Annotated in this window: 12 protein-coding genes; 8 read left to right on the plus strand and 4 right to left on the minus strand. The window is 68.0% G+C overall.

All coding sequences use genetic code 11. The annotated features are described in order from the left end of the window. Window positions 1-38: 38 nt before the first annotated feature. The 6 genes from dnaE (at window position 39) to ASF44_RS28750 (ending at window position 10,318) form a co-directional block, all read left to right on the plus strand. Window positions 39-3,560 (plus strand): DNA polymerase III subunit alpha, encoded by a 3,522-nt coding sequence (gene dnaE, locus ASF44_RS28725; protein ID WP_056902676.1) that lies wholly within the window; start codon window positions 39-41, stop codon window positions 3,558-3,560. A gap of 96 nt (window positions 3,561-3,656) precedes the next feature. After that, window positions 3,657-5,756, plus strand: coding sequence for a polyphosphate kinase 1 (gene ppk1 / locus ASF44_RS28730; protein ID WP_056902677.1), 2,100 nt, complete (start codon window positions 3,657-3,659; stop codon window positions 5,754-5,756). Beyond that, a complete protein-coding gene (locus ASF44_RS28735) occupies window positions 5,756-6,217 on the plus strand; it encodes a histidine phosphatase family protein (RefSeq protein ID WP_056902678.1) in 462 nt (153 codons plus the stop codon). The genes ppk1 and ASF44_RS28735 overlap by 1 nt, the downstream gene beginning before the upstream one ends. A 77-nt stretch (window positions 6,218-6,294) precedes the next feature. Further along, window positions 6,295-6,654: an ATP-dependent Clp protease adapter ClpS gene (clpS, locus tag ASF44_RS28740; protein WP_156374753.1), complete on the plus strand. Its 360-nt coding sequence runs from the start codon at window positions 6,295-6,297 to the stop codon at window positions 6,652-6,654. A 69-nt stretch (window positions 6,655-6,723) separates the two neighbouring features. After that, window positions 6,724-9,063 carry an ATP-dependent Clp protease ATP-binding subunit ClpA gene (clpA, locus tag ASF44_RS28745; RefSeq protein WP_056902680.1) on the plus strand — a complete coding sequence of 780 codons (2,340 nt, stop codon included), beginning with the start codon at window positions 6,724-6,726 and terminating at the stop codon, window positions 9,061-9,063. A 211-nt stretch (window positions 9,064-9,274) separates the two neighbouring features. Further along, window positions 9,275-10,318: a serine hydrolase gene (locus tag ASF44_RS28750; RefSeq protein WP_235579383.1), complete on the plus strand. Its 1,044-nt coding sequence runs from the start codon at window positions 9,275-9,277 to the stop codon at window positions 10,316-10,318. A gap of 25 nt (window positions 10,319-10,343) precedes the next feature. On the opposite strand, the gene ASF44_RS28755 is transcribed toward ASF44_RS28750, so the two are convergent. From ASF44_RS28755 to aat, 3 genes are read right to left on the minus strand one after another with little or no spacing between them, the layout of a single operon-like run. Continuing rightward, complete coding sequence (locus ASF44_RS28755; protein WP_056902682.1) at window positions 10,344-11,135, minus strand: IclR family transcriptional regulator; 792 nt, start codon at window positions 11,133-11,135, stop codon at window positions 10,344-10,346. Then, on the minus strand, window positions 11,132-11,878 hold the full coding sequence (locus ASF44_RS28760; protein ID WP_056902683.1) for an arginyltransferase: 747 nt from the start codon (window positions 11,876-11,878) through the stop codon (window positions 11,132-11,134). The genes ASF44_RS28755 and ASF44_RS28760 overlap by 4 nt, the downstream gene beginning before the upstream one ends. Beyond that, window positions 11,875-12,639 carry a leucyl/phenylalanyl-tRNA--protein transferase gene (gene aat, locus ASF44_RS28765; RefSeq protein ID WP_056902684.1) on the minus strand — a complete coding sequence of 255 codons (765 nt, stop codon included), beginning with the start codon at window positions 12,637-12,639 and terminating at the stop codon, window positions 11,875-11,877. Before aat ends, ASF44_RS28760 begins: the two co-directional genes overlap by 4 nt. A gap of 283 nt (window positions 12,640-12,922) precedes the next feature. Here aat and ASF44_RS28770 point away from each other — a divergent pair, with 283 nt between their 5' ends. After that, window positions 12,923-14,563, plus strand: a complete 1,641-nt coding sequence (locus ASF44_RS28770) for an HD family phosphohydrolase (protein WP_082525118.1) — start codon at window positions 12,923-12,925, stop codon at window positions 14,561-14,563. Here the strand turns inward: ASF44_RS28770 and argA are convergent, their stop codons facing one another. Next, entirely contained in the window at window positions 14,564-15,913 is a 1,350-nt protein-coding gene (argA, locus tag ASF44_RS28775; RefSeq protein WP_056902685.1) for an amino-acid N-acetyltransferase, read from the minus strand. Window positions 15,914-16,014: 101 nt separating this feature from the next. Here argA and hrpA point away from each other — a divergent pair, with 101 nt between their 5' ends. Continuing rightward, on the plus strand, window positions 16,015-19,887 hold the full coding sequence (gene hrpA / locus ASF44_RS28780) for an ATP-dependent RNA helicase HrpA (protein ID WP_056902686.1): 3,873 nt from the start codon (window positions 16,015-16,017) through the stop codon (window positions 19,885-19,887). The last annotated feature ends 37 nt before the right edge of the window (window positions 19,888-19,924 follow it).

A 19,924-nucleotide genomic window follows, 5' to 3' on the forward strand; every position in this document is an offset into this window, starting at 1 on the left:
GGGGATTTGCGGGGGAGAGGGGCTCCTAGAATCCCCCGATGTTCGTTCACCTGCGCATCCACACCGAGTTCTCCGTCGTCGACGGCACCAACCGCATCGACGAGCTGGTTCCCAAGGCCGCGGCCGACGGCCAGCCCGCCCTGGCCATCACCGACCTGAACAACCTGTTCGGGGCCATCAAGTTCTACAAGAGCGCCCGCGGCAAGGGCGTCAAGCCCGTCATCGGCGCCGAGGTGCAGATCGAGGGGCTGGGCCAGGATGCCGCCGCCACCTCGCGCGTGCTGCTGCTGGTGCAGAACACCCAGGGCTACCTGAACCTGTGCGAGCTGCTGGCGCGCGCCTGGACGCAGAACGTGCAGCGCGCCCAGGCCGTGGCCAGGCTGGCCTGGCTGCAGGAGCTGAACGCCGGGCTGATCTGCCTGTCCGGCGCGCAGGCCGGCCCGGTCGGCCAGGCCCTGGTGCAGGGCGACGCCTCGCGCGCCGGCGCGCTGGCGCTGCAGCTGGCGGGCGTGTTCCCGCACCGCTTCTACATCGAGATCCAGCGCGCCGGCCGGCCCGACGACGAATCGCACGTGGTGGCGGCCGTGGGCCTGGCGGGCCGCTTGAACCTGCCGGTGGTGGCCACGCACCCGGTGCAGTTCACGCTGGAGGACGACTACGAGGCGCACGAGGCCCGCATCTGCATCGCCGAGGGCGAGATCCTGGCCAACCAGCGCCGTGTGCGGCGCTTCACGCGCGAGCAGTACTTCAAGAGCACGGCCCAGATGCAGGCGCTGTTCGCGGACGTGCCTTCGGCGCTGGCCAACACGGTGGAGATCGCCCGGCGCTGCAACCTCACGCTGGTGCTGGGCAAGCCGCAGCTGCCCAACTTCCCGATCCCGCTGGTCGATGGCAGGCAGATGACGGTGGAGGAGTACTTCCGCCACGTCTCGCACGAGGGGCTGGAGGAGCGCCTCGCCCACCTGTACAAGGACACCGCCAAGCGCGACGCCGAGCGGCCGCGCTACGTGGAGCGGCTGGAGTTCGAGATCAACACCATCCTCAAGATGGGGTTCCCGGGCTACTTCCTGATCGTGGGCGACTTCATCAACTGGGCCAAGCTCAACGGCTGCCCGGTCGGCCCGGGCCGGGGCTCGGGCGCAGGGTCGCTGGTGGCCTATGCGCTCAAGATCACCGACCTCGACCCGCTGCACTACAAGCTGCTGTTCGAGCGTTTCCTGAACCCGGAGCGGGTGTCCATGCCCGACTTCGACATCGACTTCTGCCAGGGCAACCGCGACCGCGTGATCGACTACGTCAAGCAGAAGTACGGCAAGGAGGCGGTGAGCCAGATCGCCACCTTCGGCACCATGGCCGCGCGCGCGGCCATCCGCGACGTGGGCCGCGTGCTGGACATGAGCTACACGTTCTGCGACGGCATCAGCAAGCTGATCCCGAACAAGCCGGGCATGTCGGTCACGCTGCAGTACCCGCCCGAGAAGAAGAAGGACGGCGACAAGAACAACTACGCCATCGAGATGGAGCCGGTGCTGGCCCAGCGCATCCAGGACGAGGAGGACGTCAAGACCGTCATCGAGTACGCCCAGGCGCTGGAAGGCATGACGCGCAACATCGGCATGCACGCCGGGGGCGTGCTGATCGCGCCGGGCAAGCTCACCGACTTCTGCCCGCTGTACCAGCAGCCCGGCAGCGAATCGGCCGTGAGCCAGTACGACAAGGACGACGTGGAGGCCATCGGCCTGGTGAAGTTCGACTTTCTCGGCCTGGCCACCCTGACCATCCTGGAGATCGCGCGCGAGTTCATCGTCCGCCGCCACAAGGGCCAGGAAGGCTTTGCCTACGAGAACATCGCGCTGGACGACAAGCCGACCTACCGCTTGTTCCAGGAGGGCAAGACCGAGGCCGTGTTCCAGTTCGAATCGCGCGGCATGCAGGGCATGCTGCGCGATGCCAAGCCCACGCGGCTGGAAGACCTGATCGCGCTGAACGCGCTGTACCGCCCGGGGCCGATGGACCTGATCCCCAGCTTCGTGAACCGCAAGCACGGCCGCGAGGAGGTGGAGTACCCGCACCCCATGGTGGCCGAGATGCTCAGCGAGACCTACGGCATCATGGTCTACCAGGAGCAGGTGATGCAGACCGCCCAGATCCTGGGCGGCTACTCGCTGGGCGGCGCCGACATGCTGCGCCGGGCCATGGGCAAGAAGAAGGCCGAGGAGATGGCCGAGCACCGGCAGATCTTCCGCGCCGGTGCGGCCAAGAACGGCATCGGCCAGGAGAAGGCCGACGAGGTCTTCGACCTGATGGAGAAGTTCGCGGGCTACGGCTTCAACAAGTCGCACGCCGCCGCCTACTCCCTGCTGGCCTACCACACGGGCTGGCTCAAGGTGCACTACACGGCCGAGTTCTTCTGCGCCAACATGACCGTGGAAATGGACGACACCGACAAGCTCAAGGTGTTGTACGAGGACGCGCTCAAGATGGGCCTGACCTTCGAGTTCCCGGACGTGAACCGCGGCCGCCACCGCTTCGAGCCGGTCACCGACAAGATCATCCGCTACGGCCTGGGCGCCATCAAGGGCACGGGCCAGCAGGCCATCGAGGCCATCGTGGCGGCGCGCGAGGAGGGCGGGGAGTTCAAGAGCCTGTTCGATTTCTGCCTGCGGGTGGACCGCACGCGGCTGAACAAGCGCACGCTGGAGGCGCTGATCAAGGCCGGCGCCTTCGACAACCTGCAGCGCAACCGCGCCGCGCTGGTGGCCTCCATCGACCGCGCCTTCGAGTTCGCCAGCGTGAGCGCGGCCAACGCCAACCAGGTCGGCCTGTTCGACATGGTGGATTCGCACGCGTCCAGCACGCAGGAGCCCGACCTGGTCGAGGCCACGCCCTGGGGCATCAAGGAGCAGCTGACCTTCGAGAAGACGGCGGTGGGCTACTACCTCTCGGGCCACCTGTTCGACGAGGTCGCGCGCGAGGTGCGCCAGTTCGTCAAGCGCGGCCTGGGGGACCTGATCGACACGCGCGAGCCGCAGCTGTTCGCCGGCATCGTGACCGACCTGCGCGTGATCAACGGCCAGCGCGGCAAGCTGGCGCTGTTCAAGCTGGACGACAAGTCCGGCGTGGTCGAGGCACGTGCAGACGAGGCGCTGATCAATCAGCACAAGGACACGCTCAAGGACGACGAGATGATCGTGGTCATGGGCAAGCTCATGCCCGACCGCTTCAGCGGGGGGCTGCAGATGACGGTGCAGCAGGTCTGGGACCTGGCCGGCGCGCGCTGCCGCTTCGGCAAGTTCCTGCGCATCAAGGTGGACCGCACGAACGGACACAAGCCGCCCGCCATCGGCCAGCTGCTGCAGGACTACCCGGCGAAGACGGAGATGTCCGAACACGGCGAGTTGCAGCGCGGCCTGCCGGTGCGGCTGTCGATGGTGTTCCCCGGCTTCATGGCCGAGGACGTGGTGCGGCTGGAGGACCGGCGGTGCTTCCCGACCGATGCCGCATTGGCCGGACTGCGGGCGCAGGCGCACGAAGGGCAGGCGACCGTCGTGTATGAATGAGGCGGCCGCATGACGCGCGTGTGACTGACACGAAAACGTCATGAACCGACGGGACACTCCGGCTACATTCGCTGCCCTTTCTGAGTGCTGAGCTCCATGCCACTTTCCCCCGATTCGAGCAAGCCTGAAGCTGCCGCAGCGCCGCTGTCCTTGCTCGACCGCGACCACAGCATCCTGGCGTTCAACGAACGCGTGTTCGACTGGGCCCGCCGCGACGACGTGCCCTTGCTGGAGCGGCTGCGCTACCTGTGCATCGTGTCGTCCAACCTGGACGAATTCTTCGAAGTGCGCGCCGCAGCGCACCTGGAGGCACACAGCGTGCGCACGGCCGGTAGCGTGTACACGCCCGAGTCGTACCGCGCGCTGTCCGAAGCGGCGCACGACCTCGTGGCGCGCCAGTACGCTTTGTTCAACGACGTGCTGGCACCGGCGCTGGCGCGCGAGCAGATCCAGATCCTGTCGCACTCCGAGCGCGACTCGGCCCAGCGCGCCTGGGTCCACCAGTACTTCGAGCGCGAGGTGCGTCCGCTGCTGGTGCCCACCGGGCTGGACCCGGCGCATCCGTTCCCGCTCGTGGCCAACAAGTCGCTGAACTTCATCGTGCAGCTGACCGGCCGCGACGCCTTCGGCCGCGAGAACGACATCGCCATCGTCAAGGTCCCGCGCGTGCTGCCGCGGGTGATCCGCGTGCCTGACAAGCTGTCGGGCGGGCGCACGCTGGCCGTGCTGCTGTCCAGCGTGATCCGTGCCCATCTGTCCGAGCTGTTCCCGGGCCGCCAGGTCGGGCAGTTCTCGCAGTTCCGCGTGACGCGCCATTCCGATCTCGCGGTGGACGAGGAAGAGGTCAACAACCTGCGCACCGCGCTGCGCCAGGGCCTGGAATACCGCCACTACGGCCAGGCCGTGCGGCTGGAGGTGTCGGCCAGCTGCGACGTGCACCTGGCCGACTTCCTGCTGCAGCAGTTCAAGCTGCCGGAACTGGCGCTGTACCGTGTGCACGGCCCCGTGAACCTGGCGCGGCTGACCCAGCTCGTCGACTTGGTCGACACGCCGCGGCTGATGTTCCCGGAGCACAAGCCGGTCTGGCCGCTGGGCTTTCCGGTCGATGGCTCGCTGTTCGAGCGCCTGCGCGAGGGGGATGTGCTGGTGCACCAGCCCTTCGAAAGCTTCGACTCGGTGCTGGCGCTGCTGCGCGAGGCCGTGCACGACCCCGCCGTGCTGGCCATCCGCCAGACCATCTACCGCACCGGCAGCGACCCCGAGCTCATGGGCCTGTTGCGCGAGGCGGTGCGCCGCGGCAAGGAGGTCATGGTGGTGGTGGAGCTCAAGGCCCGCTTCGACGAGGAGGCCAACATCAACTGGGCCGAGATGCTGGAAGGCATCGGTGCGCAGGTGGTGTACGGCGTGGTGGGCCTGAAGACGCACGCCAAGATGCTGCTGATCACGCGGCGCGAGGGGCGCAAGCTGCGCCGCTACGGCCACCTGTCCACCGGCAACTACAACCCGCGCACGGCGCGGCTGTATACCGACCTCAGCTACTTCACGGCGGACGACAAGCTCACGTCGGACATGGAGCAGGTCTTCGTGCACATCGCCGGCCAGAGCCGGCTGGCGCACATGGCACGCCTGCTGGTGGCGCCGTTCCACCTGCAAAAGGCCATGCTGGAGCGCGTGGCGGCCGCGGGCGAGGCGGCCGCGGCCGGGCAGCCGGCGCGCATCATCGTCAAGACCAATGCGCTGACCGACGAGCAACTGGTGCGGGCCCTGCTCAAGGCCGGCCAGCAGGGGGTGCGCATCGACCTCATCGTGCGCGGCGCCTGCATCCTGCCGGCGCAGCTGCCGGGCGTGTCCGACAACATCCGCGTGCGCTCGGTCGTCGGCCGCTTCCTGGAGCACACGCGCGTGTTCTATTTCCGCCAGGGCGAGGAAGAGCAGCTGTTCCTGTCCAGCGCCGACTGGATGAGCCGCAACATGCTGCGGCGCATCGAGCTGGCCTGGCCGGTGACCGATCCGAAGCTGCGCCAGCGCGTCATCGACGAATGCCTGGTGCCGTACCTGCACGACGGTTGCGACGCCTGGGCGCTGGGGCCGGACGGACGCTACACGCGCGCCGAGGACTGCATCGGTCCCGATGGGCTGCGCCACAGCGCGCAACTGGCCCTGGCGCAACGTTTTGCCTATTCGAGGGGACTGTGATGGACCTGATCTTCTGGCGCCATGCAGAAGCGCACGACGAAAGCGCCGATGGAACAGACCTGGCGCGCGAGCTGACGCCGCGCGGCCACAAGCAGGCCAGCCGCGTCGCGAACTGGCTGGATCGCCAGTTGCCCGATGGCGCCCGCGTCATCTGCAGCCCGGCGCAACGGGCGCTGCAGACCGCCGACGCGCTCGGGCGCAAGTACAAGGTGCGGCCCGAGATCGCGCCCGAGGCCTCCGCACAGGCCCTGCTGGACGCCGTGCAGTGGCCGGGCGGCAAGGGCGTGGTGGTGGTCGTCGGCCACCAGCCGACCCTGGGGCAGGCCGTGGCCCAGTTGCTGCAGGCCCAGATCGCGGAGATGCCCATCCGCAAGGGTGCGGTCTGGTGGCTGCGCACCCGTGAACGCGACGGCCAGCGCCAGACCGTCGTCGTCGCCGTCCAGGCGCCCGAGACCGTCTGACCGTCCTTCACGCCCGCCCGCCGGGTCGTGAATTCCCGGGCCAGCGTGGCCGTTTTGCGACCGATAGAATGGTCCGCATGGCCACCAAAATTCCCTCCAAACCTGCGCAGCCGGGGCCGAAGCCTGCGGCGCCGGACGACGGCGGATCGGTCGTGCTCGAACGGCGCACACAGAAGACCAAGCCGCCGCAGATGTACCAGGTGTTGATGCTCAACGACGACTACACCCCGATGGAGTTCGTGGTCGTCGTCATCCAGGAATTCTTCAGCAAGGACAAGGAGACGGCGACGCAGATCATGCTCAAGATCCACCTGGATGGGAAAGCAGTCTGCGGCGTGTATTCGAAAGACGTGGCGGCCACCAAGGTCGACCAGGTCCTGGAGGCGGCTCGTCAGGCGGGTCACCCGCTCCAATGCGTCAGCGAGCCTGTGGGATGACGGGTTGAAAAGCCCGGCCCCACACCCAAGTAGAGCGCACGTTATCAGCATGGTGTCAAAGGAATCTTCATGATCGCCCAGGAATTGGAAGTCAGTTTGCACATGGCCTTCGTGGAAGCGCGCCAGCAACGCCACGAGTTCATCACGGTCGAACACCTGCTGCTTGCCCTGCTGGACAACCCCAGTGCCGCCGAGGTACTGCGAGCCTGCTCGGCCAACATCGACGACCTGCGCAAGTCGCTGACGAATTTCATCAAGGACAACACGCCGCAGGTGGCGGGCACCGACGATGTGGACACCCAGCCGACGCTGGGTTTCCAGCGCGTGATCCAGCGCGCCATCATGCATGTGCAGTCCACCGGCAGCGGCAAGAAGGAAGTCACCGGCGCCAACGTGCTGGTGGCGATCTTCGGCGAGAAGGATTCGCACGCCGTCTATTACCTGCACCAGCAGGGCGTGACGCGCCTGGACGTGGTGAACTTCATCGCCCACGGCATCAAGAAGAGCGATCCGCCCGAGCCGACCAAATCGAGCGACGCCCAGCCCGAGAGCGAGGAGGGTGCGGCCGAGAAGAACGAGAAGGCCTCGCCGCTGGAGCAGTTCACGCAGAACCTGAACCAGATGGCCAAGGAGGGCAAGATCGATCCGCTGATCGGCCGCGAGTACGAGGTCGAGCGCGTGATCCAGATCCTGTGCCGTCGCCGCAAGAACAATCCGCTGCTGGTGGGCGAGGCCGGTGTCGGCAAGACCGCCATCGCCGAGGGCCTGGCCTGGCGCATCACCCAGAAGGACGTGCCCGAGATCCTGGCCGAGGCCCAGGTCTACTCGCTCGACATGGGTGCGCTGCTGGCCGGCACCAAGTACCGCGGCGATTTCGAGCAGCGCCTCAAGGGCGTCCTCAAGTCGCTCAAGGACCGGCCCAACGCCGTGCTGTTCATCGACGAGATCCACACGCTGATCGGCGCCGGTGCGGCGTCGGGCGGCACGCTGGATGCGTCCAACCTGCTCAAGCCGGCGCTGTCCAGCGGCCAGCTCAAGTGCATCGGCGCGACCACCTTCACCGAGTACCGCGGCATCTTCGAGAAGGATGCTGCGCTGTCCCGGCGCTTCCAGAAGGTCGACGTGGTCGAGCCCACGGTCGAGCAGACGGTGGAAATCCTCAAGGGCCTGAAGTCGCGCTTCGAGGAGCACCACAACGTCAAGTACGCGGCTGCGGCGCTGCAGGCAGCGGCCGAGCTGTCGGCCAAGTACATCAACGACCGGCACCTGCCCGACAAGGCCATCGACGTGATCGACGAGGCCGGCGCGGCCCAGCGCATCCTGACGGCGTCCAAGCGCAAGAAGACCATCGGCAAGACCGAGGTCGAGGAAATCGTGGCCAAGATCGCGCGCATCCCGCCCGCGAACGTGTCCAACGACGACCGCGGCAAGCTGCAGACGCTGGAGCGCGACCTCAAGAGCGTGGTGTTCGGCCAGGACAAGGCACTCGAGGTGCTGGCGTCCTCGGTCAAGATGGCGCGCTCGGGCCTGGGCAAGGGCGACAAGCCGATCGGCAGTTTCCTGTTCAGCGGCCCCACGGGCGTCGGCAAGACCGAGGCCGCCAAGCAGCTGGCCTACATCATGGGCATCGAGCTGATCCGCTTCGACATGTCGGAGTACATGGAGCGCCATGCCGTGAGCCGCCTGATCGGCGCGCCTCCGGGCTACGTCGGTTTCGACCAGGGTGGCCTGCTGACCGAAGCCGTCACGAAGAAGCCGCATGCGGTGCTGCTGCTCGACGAGATCGAGAAGGCGCACCCGGACATCTTCAACGTGCTGCTGCAGGTCATGGACCATGGCAGCCTGACGGACAACAACGGACGCAAGGCCGACTTCCGCAACGTCATCATCATCATGACGACGAACGCGGGCGCCGAGACCATGAACAAGGCGACCATTGGCTTCACGAACCCGCGCGAGGCCGGCGACGAGATGGCGGACATCAAGCGCCTGTTCACGCCCGAGTTCCGCAACCGGCTGGACGCGACGGTCAGCTTCAAGGCGCTGGACGAGACGATCATCCTGCGCGTGGTCGACAAGTTCCTGCTGCAGCTGGAAACGCAGCTGGCCGAGAAGAAGGTGGAAGTCACCTTCACCGACGGCCTGCGCAAGTACCTGGCGCGCAAGGGCTTCGATCCGCTCATGGGTGCGCGGCCGATGCAGCGCCTGATCCAGGACATGATCCGGCGTGCGCTGGCCGACGAACTGCTGTTCGGACGCCTGACCGACGGTGGCCGCCTGGTGGTCGACATCGCCCTGTCCAAGGACGAGAAGGGCGTGGAGACCGGCGAGGTGCAGCTGGACATCCAGCCGCTGCCCAAGAAGGAAGGCCGGGCCAAGCCCGAGGCCGAGGAAGCCACGGCCGGTTGAGGCCGGCAAGCCACAGAAAGCCGATCCGAAAGGGTCGGCTTTTTTGTTGCCGCGTGGCCACAGGGCGACCGCCCATCACATTAAGTTGACCGCGCAAGTCTTTGATGTTGTGTGAGCTTTTCGGAGTGGATACACTCCCGCATTCCTGGCGGTTTCAGTAGGTGGGCGCATGACTTCTTCTCGTTTTTCCGGCGTGCCTCGGCTCGCGCAAATGCTTGTCGTGTTCTCTTGCCTGTTGATGCTGGCGATGCCGCAGGCCGACGCCGCACCGCGCAAGAAAAAGGTGGTGGCCGAGAAGCGGCAGGTGGTCGAGCGCAAGACCGTGGCCGCCGCGCCCAAGCGCCGTGTGAAGGTCAGCGTGCAGGGCCGCCCGCGCATCGAGACGCCGCGTGCCGCCATCATTCCCGTGCGCCCCTCGTTCGGCCAGATGGCCGGGCTGCATGGCGCGGACGACCCGCTCGACCTGAAGTCCAGCGTGGCGCTGGTCATCGACCAGGAGACTGACGAAGTCCTGCTGCGCAAGAATGAGAACGCCGTGTTGCCCATCGCCTCGCTGACCAAGCTCATGACGGGCGTGATCGTCAACGAGGCACAACTGCCCATGGACGAGATGCTCACGATCACGCAGGACGACGTGGACACCGAGAAGTGGAGCCGCTCGCGCCTGGTCGTGGGTTCCAGCCTGAGCCGCGGCGAACTGCTGCACCTGGCCCTGATGTCCAGCGAGAACCGCGCCGCCCACGCCCTGGGCCGCACCTTCCCGGGCGGCATGGCGACCTTCGTGAGCCGCATGAACGCCAAGGCCGTGCAGTTGGGCATGAAGGACACGCGCTACGTCGAGCCGACCGGTCTGTCGCCCAACAACCAGTCGAGCGCGCACGACCTGGCCCTCCTGGTCGGTGCCGCCTACCGCGAACCGCTGATCCGCGAGCTGTCGACCTCGCCGAGCTACGCCGTCGACATCGGCCGCCGCACGCTGCAATACAACACGACCAACCGCCTGATCAAGAACCCTGACTGGGACATCGGCCTGCAGAAGACCGGTTTCATCAACGAGGCTGGCCAGTGCCTGGTCATGCAGGCCAGCATCGCCGGCCGCAAGCTGATCATGGTGTTCCTGGATTCGGCCGGCAAGCTCAGCCGCCTGGGCGATGCCGAGCGGGTGCGCAAGTGGGTGGAGGCCAGCACCGCTGCCGCCATCACCGCGGGCGGCCACGGCGCTGCGGTGCTGGTGCCCGTTTCCGCGCACCGCTGAGCCCGCCGCGGGCTCCGGCGCCTGTTCAGGCGCTGTTGTTGCCCGCGTGGTAGCCGAGCGCCGCCGAGATCTCGTTGGCCGTCTGCTGCAGCTTGGGCAGCCATGATTCGTCCAGCCGGTCTGCTGGTGACGAGATCGATAGGCCAGCGACGAGCCGGGACTGGTCGTCGTAGATCCCTGCGGCCATGCAGCGCACACCCAGCTCCAGTTCCTCGTTGTCGCGCGCCACGCCGGTCGTGCGGGCCTTGGCCAGTTCGCGTTCGAGCAGGGGCAACTGCGTGAGGCTGTTGCGCGTGTGGCCCGCCAGGCCCGTGCGCGTGGCGTAGGCGCGCACGCGCTGGGCATCGTCGGCCGCCAGGAACAGCTTGCCGACGGAGGTCAGGTGCAACGGGGCACGGCCACCGATGGCGCGGACCACCTGCATGCCCGAACGCTCGGACAGCGCGCGCTCGATGTAGACGATTTCGTCGCCCTGGCGCAGGCTCAGGTTCACGGGTTGCTGGATCAGCCGGTGCAGTTCGCGCATCGGTGCCAGTGCCGCATCGCGCACGCTGAGCCGCCCCTTGACGATGTTGCCCAGCTCCAGCAGGCGCATGCCGAGCCGGTAGGTGCCCGGCTCCGGCCTGTCGACGAAACGGCCCGTGGCCAGGTCGTTCAGGATGCGGTGCGTGGTCGAGGGATGCAACCCGGTCTTCTCGCTGATCTCCTTGAGCGACATCGCCTCTTCGCGCGCGGCCAGCACATCGATCAGCGCGAACATGCGCTCGATGACCTGGACCGTGGGGGTGCCGCCGGCCTGCTGTTCGTTCTTCTTCATGGCTGGGCAGGGCCGTCCTGCCAATGGCCATCGATCAGGAGTTGGTGGGGATGGAAGCGGGCTTTGTAGTTCATCTTGTCGCTTTGGCCGATCCAGTAGCCCAGGTAGACATGCGGGAGGCCGAGGCTGCGCGCCTGCTCGATCTGCCACAGCACGCTGTAGGTGCCGTAGCTGGCATGGGCTTCGGGTTCGTAGAAGGTGTAGACGGCCGACAGGCCGTCGTTCAGGATGTCCAGGATGGACACCATCTTGAGGCGGGCCGGCTGCCCATCGGCCGCGGGCTCGTGGAACTCGACGAGCCGCGAATTGACGCGGCTTTGCAGCAGGAACTGGGTGTACTGGTCGATGCTGTCGTGGTCCATGCCGCCACCTGCATGGCGCCCGTTCTGGTAGCGCAGGTAGAGCTGGTAGTGCTCCGGCACGAAGCACAGCTTGAGCACGCGCACCTGCAGGTTCGCATGACGTGCCAGCGCCCGGCGCTGGCTGCGGTCGGGCCTGAAGCCGCCGGCCAGCACGCGCAATGGCAGGCAGGCCTGGCAGCCGTCGCAGTGCGGCCGGTAGGTGAACATGCCGCTGCGCCGGAAACCCTTCTGCACGAGCTCCGAGTAGGTGTCGCTCTGGATCAGGTGCCCCGGCGTCGCCACCTGCGACCTGGCCTGCCGTTCCGCCAGATAGCTGCACGGATACGGCGCCGTCGCGTAGAACTGCAGCGTCTGCAGGGGGAGATCGTTCAGGTGGGTCACGCCGTACGGGACACTGGAGTGAACAGTGCGGACCAGTATACGGGGTCGAATAACCAGGGCGGCTCTGGCGCCAGGGCGTCCTGCCGCAGTCGAGACACGAAGTCCGCGCGCGCCATTTCGGCCGCGCCCAGCGAGGCCAGATGGCGCGTGTTCTGCTGGCAGTCGATCTGCACGACGCCGTGCTGGCGGCACCAGGCCACGAGGGCGGCCAGCGCGATCTTCGAGGCATCGGTGGCGCGCGCGAACATGGATTCGCCGAACACGGCCCGGCCCAGGCCCACGCAGTACAGGCCGCCGGCCAGCTGCCCGTCGACCCAGGTCTCCACGCTGTGCGCGCTGCCCGCGGCGTGCAGGTCTTCGTAGGCGCGCACCATTTCCGGCACGATCCAGGTGCCCGCCTGGCCTTCGCGCGGGCTGCCGGCGCAGGCGCGCACGACCGCGCCGAACGCGCTGTCGAAGCGCACCTCGCAGCCCGGCGTCGCGACGAAGCGCTGCAGCGTCTTGCGCAGGGAGCGGTGCAGCCGGAAGGCGCCGGTCTGCAGCACCATGCGCGGGTCCGGGCTCCACCACAGGATGGGCTGGCCCTCGCTGAACCAGGGGTAGACGCCGGTGCCGTAGGCGGCGCGCAGGCTGTCCACGTCCAGGCTGCCGCCCGCCGCGAGGAGGCCGGGGGCAGGGTCCTGCGGACCCCAGGCCTGGACCACCGGCGGCAGGGGCTCGCCGGGTGCCAGCCAGGGCAGTGTGGGGCGGCGCGGTGTCATGGCAGGGGCCGGCCAGCCACGCCCGGCGGAAGTCCGGGCTGGACGAATGGCACGCCCGTCAGCCGCACGGGGCCCGCCTGCAATCGATGATGCGCAAGTTGATGCTCAATTGTGTTGAGGCAGCCGCGCCACGGCGGGGCGCCTGCTGCGTTGTAGGTTCGTTCTGCACAAATAATGGCATATCACGTCACCGAACTGGCGCTGCAAGCCAGTGACGCTTCATTTTCCGGCCGCCCGATCGCGCATGCGTCGAGCGCGTAGCCGAGGACAAGGACTCAAACCAATGGCGATGGACCTCGTGGGGGATCTGCTGGCCCGGCTGGACCAGCTCAATGCAATCGGTACCGCCTTGTCCAAGGAGCGCGACACCGATGCCTTGCTGGAAGGCATCCTCATCGCGGCCAAGAACATCACCCATGCCGACGGCGGCACCTTGTACCGCATGACCGAGGACGGCGGAGCGCTGCGGTTCGAGATCATGCGCACCAACTCCCTGGAACTGTTCCTGGGCGGCACCACGGGCCGCGCCATCGAGTTCCCCGCGCTGCAGCTGGTCAATCCCGACGGCAGCTTCAACGACAGCATGGTGGCGACCTACGCCGCCATCCACGACCGCACCGTCAACATCGCCGACGCCTACGCGGAAGAGGGCTTCGACTTCTCGGGCACGCGCGCCTTCGACAAGCGCACGGGCTACCGCTCGCAGTCCTTCCTCACCGTGCCGATGAAGAACCACGATGGCGAAGTCATCGGCGTGCTGCAGCTCATCAATGCGCAGGAGCCGGACCTGGGCCGCGTCGTCACCTTCTCCGAGGCCGACCAGCGGCTGGTGGAGTCGCTGGCCTCGCAGGCCGCCATCGCGCTGTCGAACCGGCAACTGGTCATCCAGCTGGAGGAGCTGTTCGAGTCGTTCATCCACCTGATCAACATGGCGATCGACGACAAGTCGCCCTACACGGGCGGCCACTGCAACCGCGTGCCCGAGCTGACCATGATGCTGGCCGACGCGGTGGACGCCACCGAGGACGGCCCGCTCGCCAGCTTCAAGATGAGCGAGCGCGACCGCTACGAGCTCAAGATCGCCGGCCTGCTGCACGACTGCGGCAAGATCTCCACGCCGGTGCATGTCGTGGACAAGGCGACCAAGCTACAGACCCTGTTCGACCGCGTCGTCCTGCTCGACACCCGCTTCGAGGTGCTGCGGCGCGATGCGGAGATCGCCGCGCTCAAGCGCCAGCTGGCACTGCGGCCCTGCGTCGATCCCGTCGCGGAGGCGCAGGCCGCAGCGGCCTGCACCACCGAGCAGGCTGCGCTGGACGAGGAGCGCGACTTCATCCGCAAGCTCAACCGCGGCACCGAGTACTTCGACGAGGGCACGGCCGCGCGCCTGCAATCCCTGTCCGAACGGCGCCGCTGGTCCGGCCCCGACGGCCTGGAGCTGCCGTTCCTGACCGCAGACGAGCTGGAGAACCTGTCGATCCGCCGCGGCACGCTGACCGCGAAGGAGCGCGACATCATCAACTACCACATCGTCGCCACCAACCGCATGCTGGAGCAGGTGCCCTGGCCCAAGCACCTGCGCAACGTGCCCGAGTTCGCCGGCGGCCACCACGAGCGCATGGACGGGCGCGGCTATCCCAAGGGCCTGATGCGGCACGAGATGTCGGTGCAGGCGCGCATGCTGGGCATCGCCGACATCTTCGAGGCGCTGACCGCGGCGGACCGCCCCTACAAGCCCGGCATGAAGGTGTCCAAGGCGCTGGAGATCATGGTGCGCTTCAAGAAGAACGGCCACATCGATCCCGACCTGTTCGACGTGTTCATGCACCAGGGCGTGTACCGGCGCTATGCCGAACGCTTCCTGGACGCCGACCAGATGGACGTGCGGCCCGCCGCCACGCCGGCGCCGGACACGGTGGCCTGATCAGCCCAGCTTCTTCACCAGCACCTGGCTGCGCCGGTCCCAGTTGTACTTGCGCTTGCGGGCCTCCGGCAGCCACTCGGGGTCGACCGGCTGGAAGCCCCGCTTGATGAACCAATGCATGGTGCGCGTGGTCAGCACAAAGATGCTGTTGAGCCCGGCCTGGCGCGCGCGGTACTCGATGCGCTTCAACACCTTCTCGCCGTCGCCCTGGCCCTGGCTCTGCGGCGACACCGTGAGCGCCGCCATTTCTGCGGTCTTGGCTTCGGGGTAGGGGTACAGCGCCGCGCACGCGAAGATCACGCCGTCGTGCTCGATCACCGTGTAGAGGTGGGCGTCGCGCTCGATCTCGGTGCGGCTGCGCTTGACCAGCGTGCCGTCCTTCTCGAAGGGTTCGATCAGCTGCAGGATGCCGCCCACGTCGTCGCTGGAGGCCTCGCGCACGCTTTCCAGCTTCTCGTCGATGACCATGGTGCCGATGCCATCGTGCACGTAGATCTCCAGCAGCAGCGCGCCGTCCAGCGCGAACGGCAGGATGTGGCTGCGCTCCACGCCGGCCTTGCAGGCCTTCACGCAGTGCTGCAGGTAAAAGCCCGTGTCGGTGGGCTGCAGCGGGGTGGGCAGCGTGGCCAGCAGCTGCTCGGCCGCGGCCAGCGGCAGCTCGGTGTCGATGGGGTTGTCGTCGGACGCCGGTTCGCCCGGCTGCATGCGGATGCCCGGCACCTCGGTCAGGAAGATCAGCTTGTCGGCCTGCAGCCCGGTGGCCACGCTGGTCGCCACTTCTTCCATGGTCAGGTTGAAGGCCTCGCCCGTGGGCGAGAAGCCGAACGGCGACAGCAGCACCAGCGCGCCCATGTCCAGCGTGCGCAGCAGGCCCGCCACGTCGACCTTGCGCACCGAGCCCGAATGCTGGAAGTCCACGCCGTCGACGATGCCCACCGGCCGCGCGGTGATGAAGTTGCCCGAGATCACGCGCACCGTGGCGCCGGCCATCGGCGTGTTGGGCAGGCCCTGGCTGAAGGCCGCCTCGATCTCGTAGCGCAGCTGGCCGGCCGCTTCCTGCGCGCAGTCCAGTGCCACGCCGTCGGTGATGCGGATGCCGTGCGAGAAGCGCGCCTGGTGCCCCTTGGCGCGCAGCTGCTCGTCCACCTGCGGCCGAAAGCCGTGCACCAGCACGATGCGCACGCCCATGGCCTGGATCAGCGCCAGGTCCTGCGCGATGGACTGCAGCTTGCCGGCGGCGATGGCCTCGCCGGCGATGCCGACCACGAAGGTCTTGCCGCGGTGCGTGTGGATGTACGGCGCGACCGAGCGGAACCAGGGGACGAAGGTGAAATTGAAAACAGCGGACATGGGCGGCGGGTCTGCGCTTGGGGCGGGGCAGTGCAGGGCGTGCACTGGGATAATCCCGGATTCTCTACGAAGTCCCTGCGCGGGACGCGCGCCCTCTCCTTATGCCCGAAGCCTCCGCGGCGCCCCCGGCGCCAGCCTTCACGCTGAACTTTCCCGAGTCGCTGCCCGTCTCCGGACGCCGCGACGAGATCCAGGCCGCCATCGCGGCGCACCAGGTCGTGATCGTCTGCGGCGAGACCGGCTCGGGCAAGACCACGCAGCTGCCCAAGATCGCGCTGGCGATGGGGCGCGGCAAGGCCAACGCGCCGGCCGGGCAGGGCCGGCTGATCGGCCACACCCAGCCGCGCCGGATCGCCGCCAGTTCGGTGGCCAAGCGCATCGCCGAGGAACTGAAGACGCCGCTGGGCGAGGTGGTGGGTTTCAAGGTGCGCTTCCAGGACCGGCTCTCGCGCGGCGCCTCGGTCAAGCTCATGACCGACGGCATCCTGCTGGCCGAGACGCAGACCGACCCGCTGCTGAAGGCGTACGACACGCTGATCATCGACGAGGCGCACGAACGCAGCCTCAACATCGACTTCCTGCTGGGCTACCTGCGCCAGATCCTGCCGCGCCGGCCCGACCTCAAGGTCATCGTGACCTCGGCCACCATCGACGCAGACCGCTTCGCCCAGCATTTCAGAAGTGCCCAGGGCCCGGCGCCGGTGATCATGGTCTCCGGGCGCATGTTCCCGGTGGAGCAGCGCTGGCGCCCGTACGAGGAGTCGCGCGACTACGGCCTGAACGAGGCCATCGCCGACGGTGTGGATGAGCTGTGGCGCGACCCGCGCCAGGGCGGCGACATCCTGGTCTTCCTGCCTGGCGAACGCGAGATCCGCGAGGCCGCCGACCACCTGCGCGGCCACCTGCAGCACCAGCCCCTGCTGCGCGACGCCCAGGTGCTGCCGCTGTTCGCGCGCCTGTCCCAGGCCGAGCAGGACGAGATCTTCGTGCTGCGCGGCAAGCGCCGCATCGTGCTGGCCACCAACGTGGCCGAGACCTCGCTGACCGTGCCCGGCATCCGCTACGTGATCGATGCCGGCACCGCGCGTGTCAAGCGCTACAGCCTGCGCAGCAAGGTCGAGCAGTTGCTGGTCGAGCCCATCAGCCAGGCCGCGGCCAACCAGCGCGCCGGCCGCTGCGGCCGCGTGGCCGACGGCATCTGCATCCGGCTCTACGGCGAGGACGACTTCAACGGCCGCCCGCGCTTCACCGACCCCGAGATCCTGCGCAGCTCGCTGGCCGGCGTGATCCTGCGCATGAAGTCGCTGCACCTGGGCGAGGTGGAGGACTTCCCCTTCGTCGAGGCACCGTCCAGGCGGGCCATCACCGACGGCTACCAGCTGCTCAACGAACTCGGCGCGGTGGACGACAACAACGTGCTGACCGCCGTCGGCGCCGAGCTGGCCCGGTTGCCGCTGGACCCGCGCGTAGGCCGCATCATCCTGGCCGGCCGCGAGCGCCAGGCCTTGAGCGAGGTGCTCATCATCGCCTCGGCCCTGTCGGTGCAGGACGTGCGCGACCGGCCCATGGACGCGCAGGCCCAGGCCGACCAGCAGCACGCCAAGTTCGACGACGAGAAAAGCGAGTTCAGCGGCTACCTGCGGCTGTGGGACTGGTTGGCCCAGGCCCGCGGCGGCCATGCCGGCCCCGACGGCGCAGCCACCCACAAGCTGACGAACCGGCAGCACGAACAGCTGCTGCGCCAGAACTTCATCAGCATCCGCCGCGTGCGCGAGTGGCGCGACATCCACAGCCAGCTGCTGACCGTCGTGACCGAACACCGCTGGAAGCTCAACGACCAGCCCGCCAGCTACGAGCAGCTGCACAAGGCCATGCTCGCGGGCCTGCTCGGCAACATCGGCTTCAAGCCCGAGGACGAAGACCTCTACCTCGGCGCGCGCGGCATCAAGTTCCACCGCCATCCGGGCGCCCACCTCAAGAAGAAGCCGGGCCGCTGGATCGCCGTGGCCGAACTCGTGGAGACCACGCGGTTGTTCGGCCGCGGCATCGCCAACATCGAGCCGCAGTGGCTGGAAGAGGTCGGCGCGCACCTGCTCAAGAAGCAGCTGCTCGACCCGCACTGGGAGAAGAAGGACGCCGAGGTCGTGGCGCTGGAGCGCGCCACGCTCTATGGCCTCGTGGTCTACAACAACCGGCGCATGCCCTACAGCCGCGTGGACGCGGCCGGCGCGCGCGAGATCTTCATCCGCCAGGGCCTGGTGGCCGGCGAGTGGGAGACCAAGCTGCCGTTCGCCGCCGCCAACGCGCGCACCATCGCGCAGGTCGAGGCGCTGGAACACAAGTCGCGCCGGCAGGACGTGCTGGTCGACGAGGAACTGATCTACGCCTTCTACGACGCCCAGCTGCCCCCCGAGGTGCACAGCGGCCGGCTGTTCGAGGCCTGGTGGCGCGATGCCTCGCGCACCAATCCCAAGCTCCTGCAGCTCACGCGTGAAGAACTCATGCGCCACGAGGCCGCCGGCATCACGACCGAGACCTTCCCGCGCACCGTGCGCCTGGGCGGCGTGGACTGCGCGGCCAGCTACCTGCACGAGCCCGGCAACCCGCGCGACGGTGTCACCGTGACCGTGCCCCTCTTCGTGCTGAACCAGGTGGCCGAGGAGCGCTGCGAGTGGCTCGTGCCCGGCATGCTCAAGGACAAGATCCAGGCGCTGCTCAAGAGCCTGCCGCAGCGCCCGCGCTCGCGCTTCGTGCCGCTGCCCGAATCGGCCGCGCGGCTGGCCGCCGAACTGCCGTTCGGGCAGGGCGGGCTGGTCGACGTGCTGCTCAAGGCCGTGCGCGACCAGACCGGCATCGACGTCAAGAAGGCCGATTTCAAGCTCGACATGCTGAGCCCGCACCTGTTCATGAACCTGCAGGTGGTGGACGAGCATGGCCGCCAGCGCGGCATGGGCCGCAACCTGGGGGCGCTGAAGGCCGAACTGGGGACGCAGGCGCGCGGCGCCTTCCAGGCCCTGGCGGCATTGAAGACGGCAACACCAGCGCCCGCGCCGGCTGCCGCGCAGGCCGAAGCGAAGGCCGTGAAGGCTGCGCCGCCGGCCCCCGCCACGCCGCAGTTGCCCGCCAACCAGCGCCACACCCAGTGGGACTTCGGCGAACTGCCCGAGTTGCTGGAGATCCGCAAGGGCGGCCAGAGCGTGATCGGCTTCCCGGCCCTGGTGGACGACAGCGACGCCGTGCGCATCGAGGTCTTCGACGAACCCGATGTCGCCGCCACCAGGCACCGCGCCGGCCTGCGCCGGTTGTTCGCGCTGCAGATCCGCGACGCCCTGAAGTACCTGGAGAAGAACATCCCGGACCTGCAGAAGATGGCAGTGGCCTACATGCCGCTCGGCACGCAGGAAATGCTGCGCGGCCAGATCATCGACGTGGCGCTGGACCGGGCCTTCCTGCAGGAGCCGCTGCCCACCGACGCGCAGGCCTTCAAGCGCCGCATCGACGAAGGCCGCGGCCGGCTCAACCTGATCGCGGGCGAGGTGGCGCGGCTGGCCGGCGCCATCCTCGTCGAGTACGCCGCCGCGCTGCGCAAGCTGAAGGACGCCCGCCCGAACGCCGACGTGGCCGCCGACGTGCAGCAGCAGCTGCAGCGCCTGGTGCCCAAGGACTTCCTGGCCGTGACGCCCTGGCCGCAGCTGCAGCACTTCCCGCGCTACCTCAAGGCCGTCGTGCTGCGGCTCGACAAACTGCGCGCCGACCCCGCACGCGATGCCACGCGCCTTTCGGAACTCAAGCCCCAGGAGCAGCGCTACTGGCGCCTCGTGGCCGAACGCAAGGGCCAGGTCGATGGCCGCATGCAGGAGCTGCGCTGGCTGCTGGAAGAACTGCGCGTGAGCTTCTTCGCGCAGGAGCTGCGCACCCCGCAGCCGGTGAGCACCAAGCGGCTGGACAAGACCTGGGCGCAGCTGAACCTGTGAGGCACCGCACGGGCGCGTGCGCCACCTGCGTGTTCGC

The sequence above is a fragment of the Pseudorhodoferax sp. Leaf274 genome (assembly GCF_001422445.1).
Lineage (GTDB): Bacteria > Pseudomonadota > Gammaproteobacteria > Burkholderiales > Burkholderiaceae_C > Pseudorhodoferax.